General features: G+C 43.3%; 12 protein-coding genes and 2 pseudogenes. 10 read left to right on the top strand and 4 right to left on the bottom strand.

Annotation, left to right across the window (positions count from 1 at the left end):
• Positions 1-131: 131 nt before the first annotated feature.
• Positions 132-1,085 (bottom strand): annotated as a pseudogene (locus PN499_RS04625) (prolyl oligopeptidase family protein); the annotation flags it as partial.
• Between the two features lie 266 nt (positions 1,086-1,351).
• Between PN499_RS04625 and PN499_RS04620 the strand changes: the two are divergent.
• Positions 1,352-1,627 carry a hypothetical protein gene (locus PN499_RS04620; protein WP_272030509.1) on the top strand — a complete coding sequence of 92 codons (276 nt, stop codon included), beginning with the start codon at positions 1,352-1,354 and terminating at the stop codon, positions 1,625-1,627.
• A gap of 198 nt (positions 1,628-1,825) precedes the next feature.
• Here the strand turns inward: PN499_RS04620 and PN499_RS04615 are convergent, their stop codons facing one another.
• The gene (locus PN499_RS04615) at positions 1,826-2,038 is read right to left on the bottom strand and encodes a hypothetical protein (RefSeq protein WP_272030508.1); all 213 of its coding nucleotides are present in this window, start codon (positions 2,036-2,038) and stop codon (positions 1,826-1,828) included.
• A 29-nt stretch (positions 2,039-2,067) separates the two neighbouring features.
• Positions 2,068-2,316 carry a hypothetical protein gene (locus tag PN499_RS04610; protein ID WP_272030507.1) on the bottom strand — a complete coding sequence of 83 codons (249 nt, stop codon included), beginning with the start codon at positions 2,314-2,316 and terminating at the stop codon, positions 2,068-2,070.
• Here PN499_RS04610 and PN499_RS04605 point away from each other — a divergent pair.
• From PN499_RS04605 to PN499_RS04575, 7 genes and pseudogenes are all read left to right on the top strand, one after another.
• A pseudogene (locus PN499_RS04605) lies at positions 2,310-2,438 on the top strand (ArsR family transcriptional regulator); the annotation flags it as partial. The gene PN499_RS04610 and the pseudogene PN499_RS04605 overlap by 7 nt on opposite strands.
• 61 nt (positions 2,439-2,499) lie before the next feature.
• The gene (locus tag PN499_RS04600; protein WP_272030506.1) at positions 2,500-2,655 is read left to right on the top strand and encodes a hypothetical protein; all 156 of its coding nucleotides are present in this window, start codon (positions 2,500-2,502) and stop codon (positions 2,653-2,655) included.
• An 18-nt stretch (positions 2,656-2,673) separates the two neighbouring features.
• Positions 2,674-3,342, top strand: a complete 669-nt coding sequence (locus PN499_RS04595) for a type I restriction-modification enzyme R subunit C-terminal domain-containing protein (protein ID WP_272030505.1) — start codon at positions 2,674-2,676, stop codon at positions 3,340-3,342.
• Positions 3,343-3,409: 67 nt separating this feature from the next.
• On the top strand, positions 3,410-3,793 hold the full coding sequence (locus tag PN499_RS04590; protein ID WP_272030504.1) for a hypothetical protein: 384 nt from the start codon (positions 3,410-3,412) through the stop codon (positions 3,791-3,793).
• 16 nt (positions 3,794-3,809) lie between these two features.
• Positions 3,810-4,100, top strand: a complete 291-nt coding sequence (locus PN499_RS04585) for a hypothetical protein (RefSeq protein WP_272030503.1) — start codon at positions 3,810-3,812, stop codon at positions 4,098-4,100.
• Between the two features lie 70 nt (positions 4,101-4,170).
• Entirely contained in the window at positions 4,171-4,530 is a 360-nt protein-coding gene (locus PN499_RS04580; RefSeq protein ID WP_272030502.1) for a hypothetical protein, read from the top strand.
• A 626-nt stretch (positions 4,531-5,156) separates the two neighbouring features.
• Positions 5,157-6,371: a glutathione S-transferase family protein gene (locus tag PN499_RS04575; RefSeq protein ID WP_272030501.1), complete on the top strand. Its 1,215-nt coding sequence runs from the start codon at positions 5,157-5,159 to the stop codon at positions 6,369-6,371.
• A 159-nt stretch (positions 6,372-6,530) separates the two neighbouring features.
• On the opposite strand, the gene PN499_RS04570 is transcribed toward PN499_RS04575, so the two are convergent.
• Positions 6,531-7,841 carry an MFS transporter gene (locus PN499_RS04570; protein ID WP_272030500.1) on the bottom strand — a complete coding sequence of 437 codons (1,311 nt, stop codon included), beginning with the start codon at positions 7,839-7,841 and terminating at the stop codon, positions 6,531-6,533.
• Between the two features lie 718 nt (positions 7,842-8,559).
• Between PN499_RS04570 and PN499_RS04565 the strand changes: the two genes are divergently transcribed.
• The gene (locus PN499_RS04565) at positions 8,560-8,730 is read left to right on the top strand and encodes a hypothetical protein (protein WP_272030498.1); all 171 of its coding nucleotides are present in this window, start codon (positions 8,560-8,562) and stop codon (positions 8,728-8,730) included.
• A 40-nt stretch (positions 8,731-8,770) separates the two neighbouring features.
• Entirely contained in the window at positions 8,771-17,332 is an 8,562-nt protein-coding gene (locus PN499_RS04560; protein WP_272030497.1) for a non-ribosomal peptide synthetase, read from the top strand.
• Positions 17,333-17,337 lie beyond the last annotated feature (5 nt).

Genomic DNA, 17,337 nt, shown 5'->3' with positions numbered 1-17,337 from the left:
GGCTGGCGGTGCGGCTATTTTTGAGTTGTTGCTCCAGAATTTCTGGGCTTTCTGCGATCGCCAGTATCAGTTGGCGTGCCATAGTTAACGATCCCTAAACAGTATCTCTATTCTATGCAACTTCATTTAAAATTGGTATTAGTGGTAGTATCGATGGCAATGACGCGACGGCGAGGTGCATCTAGGTCTGTTTGAAACCAAAATAGGGAGCCTTCGTTATCAATGAATCCATATTCAGCATCGAACTCATTAATTAATTCTATTACTTGTGATTCTGGGTTGGTTAAATCTTTGTAAAAGATCAGATTTTGCGGATCTGTTCCCCGCCAAACTGAGACGATCAAGTATTTGCCATCTTCGCTAACTCCACCGCTGAATCCCCATTCTTTTTGGTCTGGGCGTTCATAAATTAACTGGTCTTCAGATTGAGGTGTACCGAGACGGTGGTAGTACAATTTTTGGTAATAGTTAACGTCTTCTAGTTTGCTTTTTTCGTTTTGTTCGTCGTAGCGACTGTAAAAAAATCCTTGATGGTCGTGCGTCCAAGATGCACCCGAAAATTTTACCCATTGCAAATGGTCTGATAAATCTTCACCTGTTTCGACATCTCTGACTTTCCATTCTTGCCAGTCGGAACCAGAGGCGGATAAACCATAGGCCATTAGTCTACCATTTTCGCTGATGGCTAGGCCAGAAAGGGCGATGGTTCCATCTTCAGAAAGGGTATTGGGGTCGATTAAAACTTTGGCTTCGCCGTCGAGGGAGGTTAAGGTGTAGAGGACGGATTGATTTTGGAGGCCGTCGTTTTTGAAGTAAAAGTAGCGATCGCCTTGTTTGAAGGGGATGCTATATTTTTCGTAGTCCCATAGTTGAGTTAGCCGCTGTTTGATTTTTTCGCGGGCGGGAATTTCGCCTAGGTAGGCGAAAGTAACTTGGTTTTGGGCCTCAATCCAAGCTTTGGTTTCCTCTGAGTCAGGGTCTTCTAGCCAGCGGTAAGGATCTGCAATTTTTATGCCGTGATATTCATCAGTTTGCTCGATTTTGCGGCTGGTGGGGTAAGTTAGATGTTGAGTGCGATCGGGCATGATTTTGGAGTATGGTCAATATTGTCCAGTTTAGCGCTGAAGAGTCAGTTAGTGTCGGGAGATTTTATAGACCTGGCTGGTATTATATCTTGTTTATTAATCTGGAGGATGGCGATCGAGTCATTTTTGAATTGTTTTTTTGACTGGATTAGTGAGATAACGATCTCAAGTTATAGGCTCGTAACGATCTGACTGTGAAGGAACTATCCGCAATATTGTTGCAGTCAATTATAATAGTTGTTACTATCATTTCACCGGAACTAGCTATGAATCAACTACCCAATCAAACACCCGATCCTTTCGATACGAATCAACCATCTAATCGGTTCGATCCGCAAAATTTAGCGAAGGAACTAGATAGGGAAAATGTGGATAGACCGGTAGTCTACCATCCCGATACTAAAAAAGTTTTGCAAAAAGTCTTTATTATGCTAATTGTTGGCGGTGTAATTGTTGGGGGAATTCTATCTATAGGAATTCTGAAGTTGATGAAAAATTATGGATTGACAGATGTGCCGCCGAGGGAAGAAAAGGCACAGTAGAATTTTGTCAAGTGTTATCTTGCAGTGCGATCGCACTTTCTGGCGCTAGGATAATGGCAGATAGATTAAAAAGGCAGAGTATTAGGATAGAGCCATCCCTCGCAGGAAGTGTGAGGGATGGCTAGTTTACTGTCCGATGTAGAGAAAGCTTGATTTGTTTTAGCCTTCCTCAATTATGAGGGTTCTTACTTGATGGGTTTATAACTTTTCTGAGTCTGTTTGGGGCAAATCTTCAGTCTCTCCATCTCCGAAATTTTCCAACCAATCACCTTCTACATCATTAAAGTAAAGATCGACTCGCTTGACACCATGAGTCCGCCTATCTCGTTGATATTTGCGGATAGCTCTTAGCGAGAGAGCTGCGCTTTCAACAGCGGGGTCTGCAAGCAGGATAGTGTCCATAATACTCATAACTATCTCTTGGGATTAAAATATATTGATCAAGCAGTATATTCATTATAGCTGATATCTGGCAGAGTGTCAGCTTTCTCCACGATCGCACTCGCTAAAAAAGCAGTATTGAGATTGCTGGGGTTATAGCTGATAATCAAACCTCTTTGTATTCCCCAATAATCAAGTGTGTCTTCCCATTTCTTCCTCTTATCTACCCATTGATTGACATGAGTTTGAGTAAGCTGAACACACAAAGAAATATTTTTATTGCCAGCAACTACTAGATCGGTTGCCATTGATAAGTCAAACTGAGATAGCTTCCGGTTTTCATGCCCTCTCTGACCCTCTGCGGATTCAGGTAATCGAGTTACTGCGATCGCAGGAATTGTGTGTATGCGAGTTGCGCGATCGCCTCAACCATCTCTAGCTATGAGTTACCAGCGATTGGTGGCGATCGCCCACTTTACGTTTAATTGATTGTGGCGGGGGTAGAGGTGGCGGCGACGTTTACGAATAAGGTGGAACGGTTGAAACTGGAAATTGTCACGGGTGACGTAAAAGCCGGGACGGTGGAAGCGATCGCAGAAGATGTAAACTATTTACCAGACTTTGTTTATCAAGACTCCCAGTGTTGAGGTTCGATGGAGCTCTGTTTGTCCTCTCAGCTAAGAAGGGCGACACCGGAACAGTTAAACTGTATTATCGCAGATTTGGCCCGTCAGATGAAGAATCGGCGATCGCGTCCTAATTCGTTTGTCGATATTGATTTGCGCGATCGCATTGCCGTTAGCGGTTATATTACTTTAGGAGAAGGGGGAGAACAGGTTTATATTGAGGAATACCGCCAGCGCGTTGAGGGGAAAGTGTCGGAAATTGTGGAAACTCACCCCACTATCGCCGCTATTGGCAACGGGGAAACGGTGACGGACTTGCAACTGGTGGCGTTAGAGCGTATTCTAAGGCAAGAGTTAGGTGGGGGAAATGTCCAGTTATCCGAGTCGAATATTCGCAAGGCGTTTAATTTGAAAGTTGAGAGTTTGTTGGCTTTTTTGCGAGAGTTGTTGGAGATTGAGGGATTACCGGATTATCAGGAAATAGTGAGGCGGAATTTTGAGGAGTTTATTGTCCAGCGTCAGTTTAATGCGAATCAGATTCAGTTTTTAAGGGCGGTGCAGAATGTGTTTTTGAATAATCGACGGTTGGAGGTGGTGGATTTGTATGAGGAACCGTTAGATAGGTTTGGGGAGGATGCAGTGGAGAGGTGGTTTAGTGAGGAGGAAGTGGGCGAATTAATTGAGTTTACGGAACAGTTCGCCGCTTAATTTATCCAAAGCTGTTTGGCTGCTAAGTTAGCAAAAATATTATTTATTAGATTTGTAAATAACAAATATGCTTAAAAAAATTAAATTTCTAATAAGAGAATCTCCTTCCATACAAACCCTAATTTTTTTCTTTTCTGTTATAGTTTCTGGGGTTTTATCAGGAACATTAGTAACAGAAATAACAATAAATAGCAAGATTGATTGGAAGCTCATATATAAATCTACGAGTTTTTACTTCATATTGCTACTTTTATTTTTGGTATACATTTACAACAAGTTTTTACATGAAGGAAAAATAAATGAGTATAAAGACAAAGAATTCTGTCGGGCATATCTAAGGCGTGAAGCACTACCTGAGTTAGCCAAAAAGAATTCTGAATTGATTAAAAAGGGACAAAATCCACAAGATTTAAAAGATATTGATTCCTTGATTGAAGACTTATTTAAATAATAAGGGTGATTGAAACATGAAAGTAAAAGTAACTGAGCCAATACAAAATAAAATAGTAAGCTTACCTCTAGAGATTCGTAAAAAACTAGCTTCGTTTTTTGAATTATTAGAAAGAGTTGAGGAATCAAAAGGGTTACTTGAGTTAGGTGAAAAAGAGTTAAGAGAATTCACTGAAAATCATTACATAGTTGATGAAAATCAAAAAATTCATGTAGCCAGACTAGGAAATTATCGTTTATTCTACGCTTTAGAAGAAATTTCTGAAAGTGAAGAGGCTTTGATTTTACTAGACATAATAAAACGTTGAAATTAATAGATAGAGCTTAATCAATTGCTATATTAATTATGTATCATTCTGGATTCTTGATGAATTAACAATGGAAAACAAAAAAGTTAGTATAGATTATTCAGATGTAACAAAAATAGTTGTTGCCGTCGTACTTCCTCATGGATGGAAAAGCTTAATCCCTGGTTATAACTTATATAAAATTTTAGTTGAACCGTTAGCTCGGAAAGTTATTGAATCGGCGAATTTAACTTCAGACAGTGACATTGACAACATCAAGGAAATAATTCGATCTGGAAAAGAAAATAATGTTGATGAATTGGAAATTAAACTCAATAAGGATTTAGGTATAGATATTGGAACAGATTTAAATTCTCTCGGTATCCCTTTTGATGCCAAGTTCAAAGTTGGCTCTAAGGGTGAAATGATAATAAATGTTAAATACAAATAATTAAATATGCTCACTGACCCTGAACTTCGCTCAAAAGTTGACCAAATCTGGGATAGATTATGGTCGTCGGGACTGTCGAATCCGATGGATTCGATCTAACAATTTTCCTATCTCCTATTCCTCAAACGATTGGACGATGCGGAGAATAAGCGATAGAAACAAGCAAAGCTGCGTAAAAAAGAATTTGAACCGCAGATTGACTCATAATTGTGCTGGTCGCATTGGATTAATTTTAAAGCAGATGAGGTGCTGAAGCACCTTCGAGATCGCGTTTTTCCTTGGTTGCGAACTGCGGGGACTGGGGGGAGTTCTTTTGAGCGATATATTATGCAGAACGGTAATTTTCACAAAAACAGGACTTACGCATCCAGCCAAAGAAACCGGGTTTTTTTACGAAAATACTTCGTTATGACCCACAGATTCTCTCAAAAACCCGGTTTCTGAGACTCTATAAATCAGCTTTCTCCTTACTTTAATAGCAGAAGACTTTTACTAAAAATTCTGAATAGCTTTGTAACCAGAAGCCTGCTTACCTAACTTCAGTTGAGACTTTCGGGCGATCGCGACCAACAGAAGTTCTATATTAGTCTATATTTTGGGGAACCATCATCAGCACTAATTTACCCATGACATCCACCACAACGATCGCCACCCCCCTAAGCTGGACGCAACTAGAGTCACTCACAGACTTTCAAATCGATCGCATCAACGGGCCAACTAACGCTCAATCCCGCCTGCGCCTGTTCGGACAAACCGAAGCCGATATCCGAGTCACCCTCTACCGCGACAACCACGCCTGGTGTCCCTATTGCCAAAAAATTTGGTTGTGGTTGGAAGAAAAACAAATTTCCTATCGTATTGAGAAAGTTACCATGTTCTGCTATGGGGAAAAAGAAACTTGGTACAAGCGCAAAGTGCCATCGGGAATGCTACCCGCGATCGAACTAGACGGCCGCATCATCACCGAAAGCGATGACATCTTAATCGCCCTCGAAGGAATCTATGGCCCCTTGGGTTTGGGCATGGAAAACCCCGCAGTCATTCCCCTGCGGCGGTTAGAGCGACTGCTGTTTAGAGCTTGGTGCTCTTGGCTGTGCTACCCCGCCAGTTCAGCCAGAGTAGAACAACACAACCGCAACCAATTTATCAATGTCGTCGCCCAAGTGGAAGCAGCCCTGGCTAGCACTCCTGGGCCTTATTTCCTAGAAGAATTTGGGACTGCCGATGTCATCTTTACGCCCTACGTCGAACGCATGAATGCCAGTCTTTACTACTACAAAGGCTACTCCATGCGCGAAGAAAACCCCCGCTTTGCCGACTGGTTTGCAGCGATGGAAAGCCGCCCCACCTATCGCGGCACTCAAAGCGACTTCCACACCCACGTCCACGATTTACCCCCTCAAATGGGCGGCTGTTATGAAAACGGCGAACCGCAAATGCTGCTCAACAAAGCCCGCGTCGATAATGGGCCTTGGGCTGGACTTCCGGATGCGATGTACCCAGAACCGGAAACCGCCCGCGCTGAAGCACTCCATCGCGTCATTAAGCACCGCCAAAACATCGTTCGAGTTAACCCTGCTGACGACAATTTATTCGATGAAGCTTTGCGCTGTGCTTTAACTTTGATGATGACAGGCGAAGTTTGTACGCCGCCGGCTGGTTCAGATGCGGCTTTGCGCTATTTGCGCGATCGCGTGAATGTGCCCCGCGATATGTCGATTTACGCGGCCAAGCGATTGCGGGAAGCCTTGGAGGAAACGGCAGCTTTGGTGGGTGATGGTCAAGGTACTCCGATTCTGCTCAAGCATCGGCGAGATCAAGATCCGGCTAATTTTGCATAGGATTCGGGGTGAAATGAGCAGTCGATGCTGTTGGCGAAAGGGAAGGGGAAGGGGAAGGAAAAATAGGGGAGAGGGAAGGAGTACCGCCCTGACGGGGTTGTCACCCCGTCAGGAAAAAGCCTCCCCTGCTCAAGAGCTCCCCTGCTCCCCCTCTCTTCCCTAGCCCCTAGCCCTTTCTTCCTCTGCTCCGAAATCTGGCAAAATCTTCTCGATATCCCGCAAGGGGCGATAATTATACCCACAAAGTCCGATTAATAATAAAGCGATCGCAGAGATTGCATAGAGTAAAGCCATACCAGCACCAGCACCCGTACCGAATATTCCCCCCAATATTCCCGCCAGCCAACCTCCTGGCTTCATCCCAGGCTCGAAGACGCGATCGGCTAGGGGCCCTGCGATCAATAACCCGATCGTGGAGGCAATTTGTACGCTGACAGCACGGGCGGCGAAAACCCGCCCTTGGACTTCAGGTTTAACCTTAGTCAGCCAGATCGCATCGCTAGAACTCCCTAAAAGCGGGAAATTGAGCGAGGAACAAACTTGGGCGGGTATCCAGATCGAGAGCATTTGACCAAGCCCAAATACTGTTTTGCTCAATCCAGCGCCGACTATGCCGATCGCGAAACCTCTAATTCGGCGTTTGGGGCCGCCCCAAATACCGATCGCGGAGGCTCCGATTACGCCGCCAATCCCAGCGGCTGACAGGATTTGACCCAAGGCTTGAGCATCGTTGCCCGTGCGTGCCAGAATCATTGGTGAATAGAGCGCTGCACCGATGTCATGGGCAAACCAGAATAATGAGGTAGAAGCAAGTAGGGCAATTAGGCTGGGCTGCTGAGCAATGTAACGAAAACCAAAGCTGAGTTCTTGTTGGAGGCGATCGCGATTCAGGTATGGGGTTGGCGCGGGAGGCGGTTGGGGAATTTTGACAAGTAGGATGGTGGCGATCGCGATCGCAAAAGTCATCAGATCGATCGCCAAAATTCCAGCCAGACCAATAATGTAGTAGAGAGTACCTGCCAGCGCTGGGGCAATAATACTAGAACCGTAACTAGCTAAAAAACCCACGCTGCTAGCGCGACTGTAATGTTTTTGTGGGACTATTGTTGCGATCGCCGCTGAGAAAGCTAATTGTTGAATTTGTTCAAAAATGCCGTTGACTGCTCCTGCTACATATAAATGCCAAATTTGCAGGTTATGAGTGAGATAAAGAAATAGGATCGCTAGAGTGGATAAACCCGCCACCGCGTCCCCAGTCATCATTAGCAATTTTCGGTTGATGCGATCGACAATCACACCAGCAATAGGAGCCATTAACACTCGTGATAATTGAGTGAAAAAGCCAAACAAAGCTAATGCTGTCACCTGATTTGTGAGTTGCCAAACCCAGATTGTCATTCCAAAACTGGACATAGCACTGCCAATAATTGAAGCGGTTTGACCGAGCCATACTATAATAAAAGTCTGCATTCATTTATTGACTACTAAGTAACACACAAGATTAACTGTTGGATAGTTGGAGCGCTTGGCGAAACCAATCTTTGAAGAATTAAAAATCCAAAATTGAAAATTTAAGAGTGAAGATTTAAAAATTAAAAATGAACAATATCGCATCTACTAAGAACTTTTAATATTTCATTTTCCCTAAGCAACTTACATTCCTCGAATTTTTAACTTTTAATGCTTTCGGACATTTCGCGAATTTTTAATTTTTAATTAAGAATGTAGCTCCGAGGTTCGCTCAAATATAGCAACCTTCTTGACAGTTAGGACACTATGAATGGCTGGAACCCGCTGCTTCTCTTCCCTTCTTCCTGAGCATCGGAGCATCGTAGCTATAATTGCACAACTCCTGTGACATTTATCGGAAATGCCAAGGATTGCGCTAGCTCAGATAGATGAGGTCGTAACTTTTACTTGTTGCAAAAGAATCTCTATATCATACCAGTGCTGCTTACCTTGTCAAGGCTTGGTTAATGAAAATTAGTCTCATCTTTTATAAAGGGTTATACCCCTCTTGACTAAGGGTGAGATTCCTGAAATGACGTAAAAGCAGGGATTATACACTGTATCTGGAAAAAAGTAAGTGCAGTTATGATAAAAAATCTTATCAGACTAATGATGATCTATAAAAATTTCTCCAGCCTTATTGCAAATAATTTGTAATTAGTTTATGGTGTTGGGAGTGATGACCTGTATACCAAGTATCAAGGCTTTGGTAGCTTGGCGATCGCTTCAACTCCAATCGCGGGACTCCAATCGCACAATCGTAGGAGCCAATCCTAGTCAGGATTTTGACCAATTGGACAGCGCCGCGATCGCAACTGGCAAGTCGATAGTGACAAGTTTTCACAGATGAGGCATTTAGTGCCACACAATTTTTAGGTGAATCAAGAGCAATGAGCGACGATTGTAGTGACCAAAAGCAACTCCCCTTAAGTTGTACAAGTTTAGTAGAACTCTTACAGAAAAGAGCGTTGCACCAACCTGAGCAGAAATATACTTTTTTGCCAGAGGGAGAAAGCGTGGAAGTCAGTTTGACTTATCAAGAATTAGATCGGAGATCGCGGGCGATCGCCGCGCACCTACAAGCTTTAAATTTAAGTGGTGAAAGAGCGCTATTGCTTTACCCACCAGGAGTAGAGTACCTAACTGCTTTTTTCGGCTGTCTGTATGCCAACGTCATCGCAGTACCTTTATATCCGCCAAAGCTGAAGCGAAATTTATCGCGCATAGAGGCGATCGCAGCGGATTCAGGAGCAACTGTAGCGATCGCCACCGCATCGCAGCTTAATAACTTAGAACCGCTATGGGAGCGATCGGCAAAACTAAAAACCTTATACTGGCTAGCTAGCGATCGAGTGAGCGATCGCCTAGCCGAAAAATGGCAACAGCCACAAATAGATACACAAATAGATAACAACCAACTTGCTTATTTACAGTACACTTCTGGCTCAACTTCCACTCCTAAAGGTGTAAAAATTAGCCATCAGAATGTACTCCATAATATCCAATATATCGATCGGGGATTTGAACATACATCAAAAAGTGTAGCCCTGACCTGGCTTCCGCATTTTCATGATATGGGGTTAATTGACGGATTATTAAAACCGTTATATTTAGGAATTCCCTGTTATTTCATGCCACCCGCAGCATTTATCCAAAAACCTCTGCGGTGGCTAGAAACGATTTCACGCTATCAAGTTACCCATAGCGGCGGCCCAAATTTTGCCTACGATCTTTGCTCCCAAAAAATTTCACCAGAACCAGGTAAAACTCTAGATTTAAGCAGTTGGCGCGTAGCTTATAACGGCGCAGAACCAATTCAGAAAGAAACCCTAGAAAAATTCGCGCAAAAATTTGAATGTTGGGGATTTAAATCCCAAGCTTTTTGTCCAGCTTATGGCATGGCAGAAACAACTCTGAAAATTTCTACAGTTAGTCAAAGGGAGCATTTTAAACTATGTACAGTTGAAGCAGCCGCCTTAGAAAAAAATCAGATTGTAGAAGTTCAAGCAGGGCGCACTCTAGTTGGATGTGGATACCCGGAATTTGGCACAAAAGTGGCGATCGTCGATCCCGATTCATTCAAGCAATGTATCCTCAATGAAGTGGGAGAAATTTGGGTAGCTGGCCATAGTGTTGCTCTCGGCTATTGGCAGCGTTTAGAAGAAACAAAAGCCAGCTTTTTAGCCGAGATTTCCGACACAGGGGAAGGGCCTTTTTTCCGTACAGGAGACTTAGGCTTTTTACGGGAAGGAGAACTATTTATTACTGGGCGACTTAAAGACTTAATTATTATTCGCGGTCGCAACCTTTATCCTCAAGATATTGAAAGGACAGTAGAGCAGAGCCATCCAAGTTTGCGGAAGGGTGCTGGGGCAGCATTTACTGTAGAAATTGACGGTGCCGAGCAATTAGTAGTCTTGCAAGAGTTAGAAGCACGAAAAGCACCCAATAATGCCGAAGAAATTATTGCTGTAATTCGCCAAAATATTGCCGAAGAGTATGAAGTCGAAGTTTATGCAGTGCTAATAATTAAGCCAGGAAGCATCCCAAAAACTTCTAGCGGAAAAATTCAACGTCGCGCGGCCCGTGCTGACTTTCTAACTAACAGTTTAGAGGTACTAGCCAGTAGTATTTTAGAGGTATCAAATGCGCCGGAAAGTAAGGCTTGCATCACTCGTCAAGCTTTATTGGAGATGGGAGATAGCGATCGTCAGTCAGTCTTAGAATCCTATCTTCAGGAACTCTTAGCGCGACTTTTAAAAGTGGTACCATCTTTCGTCAACTCTCAGGTGCTAATTAGTACGGTGGGGCTGGATTCTTTAAAAGTTTTTGAGTTTAAAAACCAGCTTGAAAGCGATTTAAATATTTGCTTAGGAATTGGAGAGTTTTTTGAAGATATTAGCATTGCCGAGTTAGGAACAAAAATAATTGCTCAACTGGCGATACCTCAGACTTTTATACCGATAAAATCTATTGCCAAAAATGAAAATATCTCTCTATCCTTTGCTCAAGAGCGCCTATGGTTTTTTGACCAATTAGAACCAGAAAATCCTTTCTACAATCTGGCTGGCACAGTGCGGCTGACAGGAAAATTAAACACATTAGCTCTCACTCAAAGTCTGGATGAAGTTATCAAGCGCCACGAAATTTTACGGACGGCATTTACTACTTTAGCGGGGCAACCAATCCAGGTTATTAATCCCGACTACTCTTTTAATTTCCCCATTATTGATTTGAGCGATCGCCCTTTTTCTGAGCGCGACATAGAAGTGCAAAAAATCGTGGCTAAGGCGGCGCGATCGCCTTTTGAGTTAGCGGGAGGTTGTCTGCTACGCCCTCAACTTTTGCGCTTAGGCGAGACAGAACATATCTTGTTATTGACTGCCCATCATATTATTTTTGATGGTTACTCAGTGGGTATATTTCTAGAGGAATTGATAAGATTTTATCAAGCCTTTTCTACTGAAAATTTGCCCTCGCTTCCACCATTGCTAGTTCAGTATGCAGACTATGCCATTTGGCAACGCCAGTCGTTACAATCGAATATTTTATTACCTGAACTTACTTACTGGCAGCAACAACTTAAGGGTAATTTACCCGTTCTCAATTTACCGACAGATTTTCCTCGTCCTGCTATTCAAACCTTCCAGGGAGCGCGAATTGTTCGAGAATTTCCTCAGCCTTTAAATGAGGTGCTGAGTGAAGTAAGCCAGCAAGAAAAAAGCACTTTATTTATGACTTTGCTGGCTGCGTTTAAAACCTTGCTTTACCGCTATACGGGACAAGAAGATATTTTAGTGGGCACGCCTATCAGTAACCGCAACTGTTTAGAACTAGAAGGGCTGATTGGATTTTTTGTCAATACTTTAGTATTGCGGACTGACTTAAGTGATAATCCGAGTTTTCTGGATTTACTTTCTCGTGTCCGCGAAGTTGCTTTAGGCGCTTACAGTCACCAAAATTTACCGTTTGAAAAACTGGTGGAGGAATTGCATCCAGAGCGAGATTTGAGCTACTCGCCACTATTTCAGGTAGCATTTGTTTTTCAAAATAACTTAACCCAGACTTGGGAATTACCAGAACTCAATTTAACCTTTCAAGAAGTTGATACGGGAACAGCTAAGTTTGATTTAACCCTATATTTGGAAGTAACAAAACAGGGTTTAATGGCAACGTGGGAATACAATACTGCTCTATTCCAAGCGAGTACAATCGCACGGATGAATGAGCATTTTCACAGTTTGCTAGAAGCTATTGTCGTCAATCCTAGCCAGAAAATTTCTGATTTACCCTTGTTAACTGAGAGGGAACGCCATCAACTTTTAGTAACTTGGAATAATACTCAAATTGATTACCCGCAGGAACAATTAATTCATCAATTATTTGAACTCCAAACGGAGCGATCTCCCGATGCAATTGCTGTCATTGATGAAACTCAAAAACTGACTTATCAAGAACTGAATCAACGCGCCAATCAACTCGCAGGTTATTTACAAGAATTGGCAGTAGGGCCAGAGGTTTTAGTCGGCATCTGTATCGAGCGCTCTATAGAAATGCTCGTGGGGGTGTTGGCTGTACTTAAAGCCGGTGGTGCTTATGTACCGCTCGATCCAGCTTATCCCAAAGAACGCCTAGCTTTCATGTTAGCAGATGCCCAAGTTGCGGTATTGCTAACTCAGAAAAAGCTGTTAGAAATTCTGCCAGAAAATCGTGCCAAAATTGTATGTATTGATGGCGATTGGAGCGGAAGTATAGTCACCAATTACTCAGCAATAAACAATCCCTCTAACTTAGCTTATGTCATCTATACATCAGGTTCCACTGGCAAACCCAAGGGAGTTGCGATCGCGCACCGTAGCACTGTTGCTCTTTTAAATTGGGCACAAGGAGTCTTTACAAAAGCAGAGATTGCTGGAGTGCTAGCTTCGACTTCTTTATGCTTCGATTTGTCAGTTTTTGAGCTATTCGTGCCTCTATCTGGGGGTGGAACGGTAATTTTGGCAGAAAATGCCTTGGATTTGCCTAATTTACCAGCAGCGGACAAAGTAACGCTAATTAATACAGTTCCCAGTGCGATCGCAGAACTATTCCGAATTAATGCTATCCCTTCATCTGTTCGCACCGTTAACCTTGCAGGTGAAGCCTTGCCAAATTATTTAGTACAGCAGTTATATCAACTGCCAAATATTCAAAAAGTTTTCAATCTTTACGGCCCTTCTGAGGATACTACTTACTCGACTTACAGCCTAGTAGAAAAAGGAACTCACAATCCTGTAAATATAGGTCGTCCCCTTGCCAATACACAAGTTTACATTCTGGATGCCCACCAGCAATTAGTACCAATTGGAGTGCCAGGTGAACTCCATATCGGCGGTGCTGGATTAGCAAGAGGCTATCTAAATCGGAGCGAACTCACGGCTGAGAAATTTATCCCTAATCCCTTTAAAAACACAAGTAAAACCGAGCCGAAGTTGGCAAATCTTCTCTATAAAACGGGTGATTTAGCTCGTTATTTACCCGATGGTAATATTGGATTTTTAGGGAGAATTGACAATCAAGTAAAAATTAGAGGATTCCGCATCGAATTAGGAGAAATTGAGACAGTTTTATGCCAACATCCTGCGGTGTGGCAAGCTGTTGCGATCGCGCGAGAGGAGGAATTTAGCAATAAGCGCTTAATTGCCTATGTAGTGCCTCAGAAGCCAGAAGACCTTTTCACTTCTCAATCATTAATTCTTTCAAATGAATTACGGAGTTATTTAAAACACAAACTGCCTGAATCGATGATGCCTGCGGCTTTTGTATTTTTAGAGGCATTACCTTTAACTCCAAACGGCAAGGTAGACAGGCGAGCGTTGCCCGCACCGGATGCGATTAGACCTGAATTAGAAGCCACTTTTGTCGCACCTCGCAATCACGAAGAGCAGCGCCTTGCGGAAATTTGGAGTCAGGTTCTAGGCATAAAACAAGTGGGAATTCGCGACAATTTTTTCGAGCTAGGGGGACATTCGCTACTCGCAACTCAATTGATTGCTAAAGTGCGCGAAGCTATGGAAGTAGAGTTGCCTTTGCGTTGCCTATTTCAGTCGCCCACTGTAGAGAGTTTAGCGATCGCAATTTTCCAGCAAAAAGGAAATCCAGCAAAAGAGGCTGCTCTCACTACATTACCCATCATAACGCCAGATTTAGAAGGGCGATATCAAGCTTTTCCACTCACTGACATTCAACAAGCTTACTGGATCGGTCGCGGTCAAACCTTCGAGCTGGGTAACATTTCTACGCATATCTATGCAGAGATTGAAAGCGTTAATTTAGACTTACATCGCTTCCAACAAGCTTGGCAAAAATTAATCAATCGTCACGATATGTTGCGAGGGATTGTGCGGTCAGATGGTCAGCAACAAATTATAGAGCAGGTGGCAGATTTTGAAATCCCTATTTTAGATTTGCGGGGACAAAGTTCTGAAGCGGTAAACTCTCAATTAGAGGCGGTTCGCGCAGCACTTTCTCATCAAATATTAGATAGCAATCGCTGGCCGCTATTTGAGATTCGCGCCTCTCTCTTAGATGTTTTAGACTCAACTGAATTCAAATCTGGTGGAGATGGTGATCGCGTCCGACTTCATTTTAGTTTTGATGCTTTGATTGGCGATGCTTGGAGCTTTCAAATTATTGGTAATGAACTAGCTAAACTTTACCAAAGTCCCCAAGAACCGCTCCCAAAACTTGAACTTTCATTTCGAGATTATGTTTTAGCGGAATTAGCAAACCGTAATTCAGAACAGTACCAGCGATCGCTTGATTATTGGCAAAATCGCCTTCCCACTTTGCCACCAGCACCGGAATTATCTTTAGCTCTAAATCCGGCAATGGTTGACAAACCTCGCTTTGCACGTCGTCGCGGTTTCTTAGCGCCGCAACTTTGGCAACACCTCAAAAATAGAGCCACAAAAGTTGGGATGACTCCTTCAGGAATCTTACTCGCTGCCTTTGCTGAAGTTCTAGCAATTTGGAGCAAAAATCCCCGCTTTACAATTGGATTGACTCTGTTTAATCGTTTGCCATTGCATCCCCAAGTTAATGACATCGTAGGAGATTTTACTTCCTTAATTTTGCTAGCAATCGAGCGCTCAACCTCAGATACATTTGCAATTCGAGGGCGGCGGATTCAAGAGCAACTGTGGGAAGATTTAGACCACCGTTATGTCAGTGGCGTACAAGTTTTGCGGGATTTGAGCCGTATTCAAGGGAGAGTTTCGGCAGCTTTGATGCCAGTAGTATTTACGAGCACTTTAACTCAAGATGCTTTCGGGGAACAAAATTTTCCGATGCACTGGTTGGGAGAAACAATTTATAGCATCACCCAAACTCCTCAAGTTTTTCTAGATAACCAGGTGTCAGAAGAAGGAGGTTCGCTCGTTTTTTGTTGGGATGCTATAGAAGAAATCTTCCCTTTAGGAATGTTAGATGATATGTTTACCGCTTATGGTAATTTGCTGGAACGTTTAGCAGATTCTGACGAAATTTGGCAACAAGAATATCCGCAATTACTATCATCTACACAATTAAAACAACGGGCAGCTATTAATGCTACTTCAGCACCCGTGTCGGTAGAAATGCTTCACACTTTGTTTGTGGCGCAAGTGGAGGCGCGATCGCAACAAAGTGCTGTCATTGCCAGCGATCGCACTCTCAATTACCAAGAGTTGTATCACCTCTCCCATCAACTCGGTTGGCGATTGCGAACAATGGGTGCTCGCCCCAATACTCTCGTGGCGATCGTCATGGAAAAAGGCTGGGAGCAAGTGGTAGCCTGTTTAGGCATTTTGATGGCGGGTGCTGCTTACGTGCCAATTGACCCCAAACTGCCCCAAGAAAGGCGATCGCACCTCTTCGCGCAAGCAGAAATTCAGTTTGCCCTCACCCAGCCTTGCATAAACGCCGACTTAGATTGGCCAGAAAGCATCCAACGGATTGAGGTGGATAATTCAGTCTCAGAGTGCGATCGCACCCTCGATTGGGTACAAACTCCTGAAGACCTCGCCTATGCGATCTACACCTCCGGTTCTACCGGCTTACCTAAAGGAGTCGCGATCGATCATCGCGGTGCTGTTAACACAATTATTGATATTAACCAGCGCTTCGGAGTCAATGCAAATGACCGAGTATTAGCTCTTTCTTCTCTTAGTTTTGATCTATCAGTTTACGATATTTTTGGCACTCTAGCTGCTGGCGGAACGATTGTGATTCCTGAAGCCTATTCCGCCCAAGATCCAGCTCATTGGGCGGAATTAATGGTGCGGGAAAAAATAACGATTTGGAACTCAGTACCCGCCTTAATGCAGATGATGGTTAATTATGCTACTAGCAAGCCTGAAGTATTTGCTAATCTGCGATTAGTTTTGCTCAGTGGAGATTGGTTGCCCCTAACTTTATCACCTCAAATTAAATCTTTAGTTCCCCAAGTCCAAGTTATTAGCTTGGGAGGAGCAACGGAAGCGTCAATTTGGTCAATTTTATATCCAATTGAAGAAGTTAATCCCAACTGGAAAACTATTCCTTACGGCCAGCCCATGAAGAACCAGAATTTCTATGTATTTAATGATGTGCTAGAATCCTGTCCCGTGTGGGTTCCTGGTCAGCTTTACATCGGTGGAATTGGACTTGCAAAAGGTTATTGGCGGGATGAAGTAAAAACTGCTGCTAGCTTCATTACCCATCCTCAAACCGGAGAACGTTTGTATCGAACCGGAGATTTAGGACGGTATTTGCCCGATGGTAATATAGAGTTTTTGGGAAGAGAAGATTTCCAAGTCAAGATTAATGGATATCGCATTGAGTTGGGAGAAATTGAAGCAGCTTTGACACAGCATCCAGCCATCCGAGAAGCAGTAATAATTGTTGGCGGTGAGCAAATGGGAAATCAGCGCCTAGTTGCTTATGTGGCGGGCGATGCCTCCTCAATATCGACTGAGAAATTGCGCCAATTCCTCAAACAAAAGTTACCAGAGTACATGGTACCATTGAGCTTTATAATGTTAGATACTCTCCCCCTAACATCAAATGGTAAAGTAGACCGACATGCTCTGCCCATACCCAATTTTGATAAGTCGGAATTAGACGCAACTTTTGTAGCACCTCGCAACCCAATTGAACAAGTCTTAGCAGAAATTTGGGCAGAAATTTTAAGGCTACCGCACATTAGCATCCACGACAATTTTTTTGAAGTTGGGGGACATTCGTTACTTGCCACTCAACTCCTCACCAAGGTTCGCGAAACATTCCAGGTAGAATTCCCCTTGAGCGAGCTATTTGAGGTACAAACAATTGCTGAATTTTCACAAAAAATTTCCGAGGCTAAGAGCAAAAAAGCAGAACTACAGGAACCGGAAATTGCAGCAGTTTCCCGAAATGCTTATCGCCGAAAATTAGCATCTTTGAACCAAAAGTAACAGCA

The sequence above is a fragment of the Kamptonema animale CS-326 genome (assembly GCF_028330895.1).
In the GTDB taxonomy this organism is placed as follows: Bacteria; Cyanobacteriota; Cyanobacteriia; order Cyanobacteriales; family Microcoleaceae; genus Kamptonema; species Kamptonema formosum.
The sequence above is the reverse complement of the archived record's forward strand: the minus strand, read 5'-3'. Positions and strand labels throughout refer to the sequence as shown.

Excerpts from the sequence above, each read along its gene's own strand:
- PN499_RS04620 (WP_272030509.1), top strand. The coding sequence starts at position 1,352 with ATGAATCAACTACCCAATCAAACACCCGATCCTTTCGATACGAATCAA.
- PN499_RS04615 (WP_272030508.1), bottom strand. The coding sequence starts at position 2,038 with ATGAGTATTATGGACACTATCCTGCTTGCAGACCCCGCTGTTGAAAGC.
- PN499_RS04610 (WP_272030507.1), bottom strand. The coding sequence starts at position 2,316 with ATGGCAACCGATCTAGTAGTTGCTGGCAATAAAAATATTTCTTTGTGT.
- PN499_RS04590 (WP_272030504.1), top strand. The coding sequence starts at position 3,410 with ATGCTTAAAAAAATTAAATTTCTAATAAGAGAATCTCCTTCCATACAA.
- PN499_RS04585 (WP_272030503.1), top strand. The coding sequence starts at position 3,810 with ATGAAAGTAAAAGTAACTGAGCCAATACAAAATAAAATAGTAAGCTTA.
- PN499_RS04580 (WP_272030502.1), top strand. The coding sequence starts at position 4,171 with ATGGAAAACAAAAAAGTTAGTATAGATTATTCAGATGTAACAAAAATA.
- PN499_RS04575 (WP_272030501.1), top strand. The coding sequence starts at position 5,157 with ATGACATCCACCACAACGATCGCCACCCCCCTAAGCTGGACGCAACTA.
- PN499_RS04570 (WP_272030500.1), bottom strand. The coding sequence starts at position 7,841 with ATGCAGACTTTTATTATAGTATGGCTCGGTCAAACCGCTTCAATTATT.
- PN499_RS04565 (WP_272030498.1), top strand. The coding sequence starts at position 8,560 with ATGACCTGTATACCAAGTATCAAGGCTTTGGTAGCTTGGCGATCGCTT.
- PN499_RS04560 (WP_272030497.1), top strand. The coding sequence starts at position 8,771 with ATGAGCGACGATTGTAGTGACCAAAAGCAACTCCCCTTAAGTTGTACA.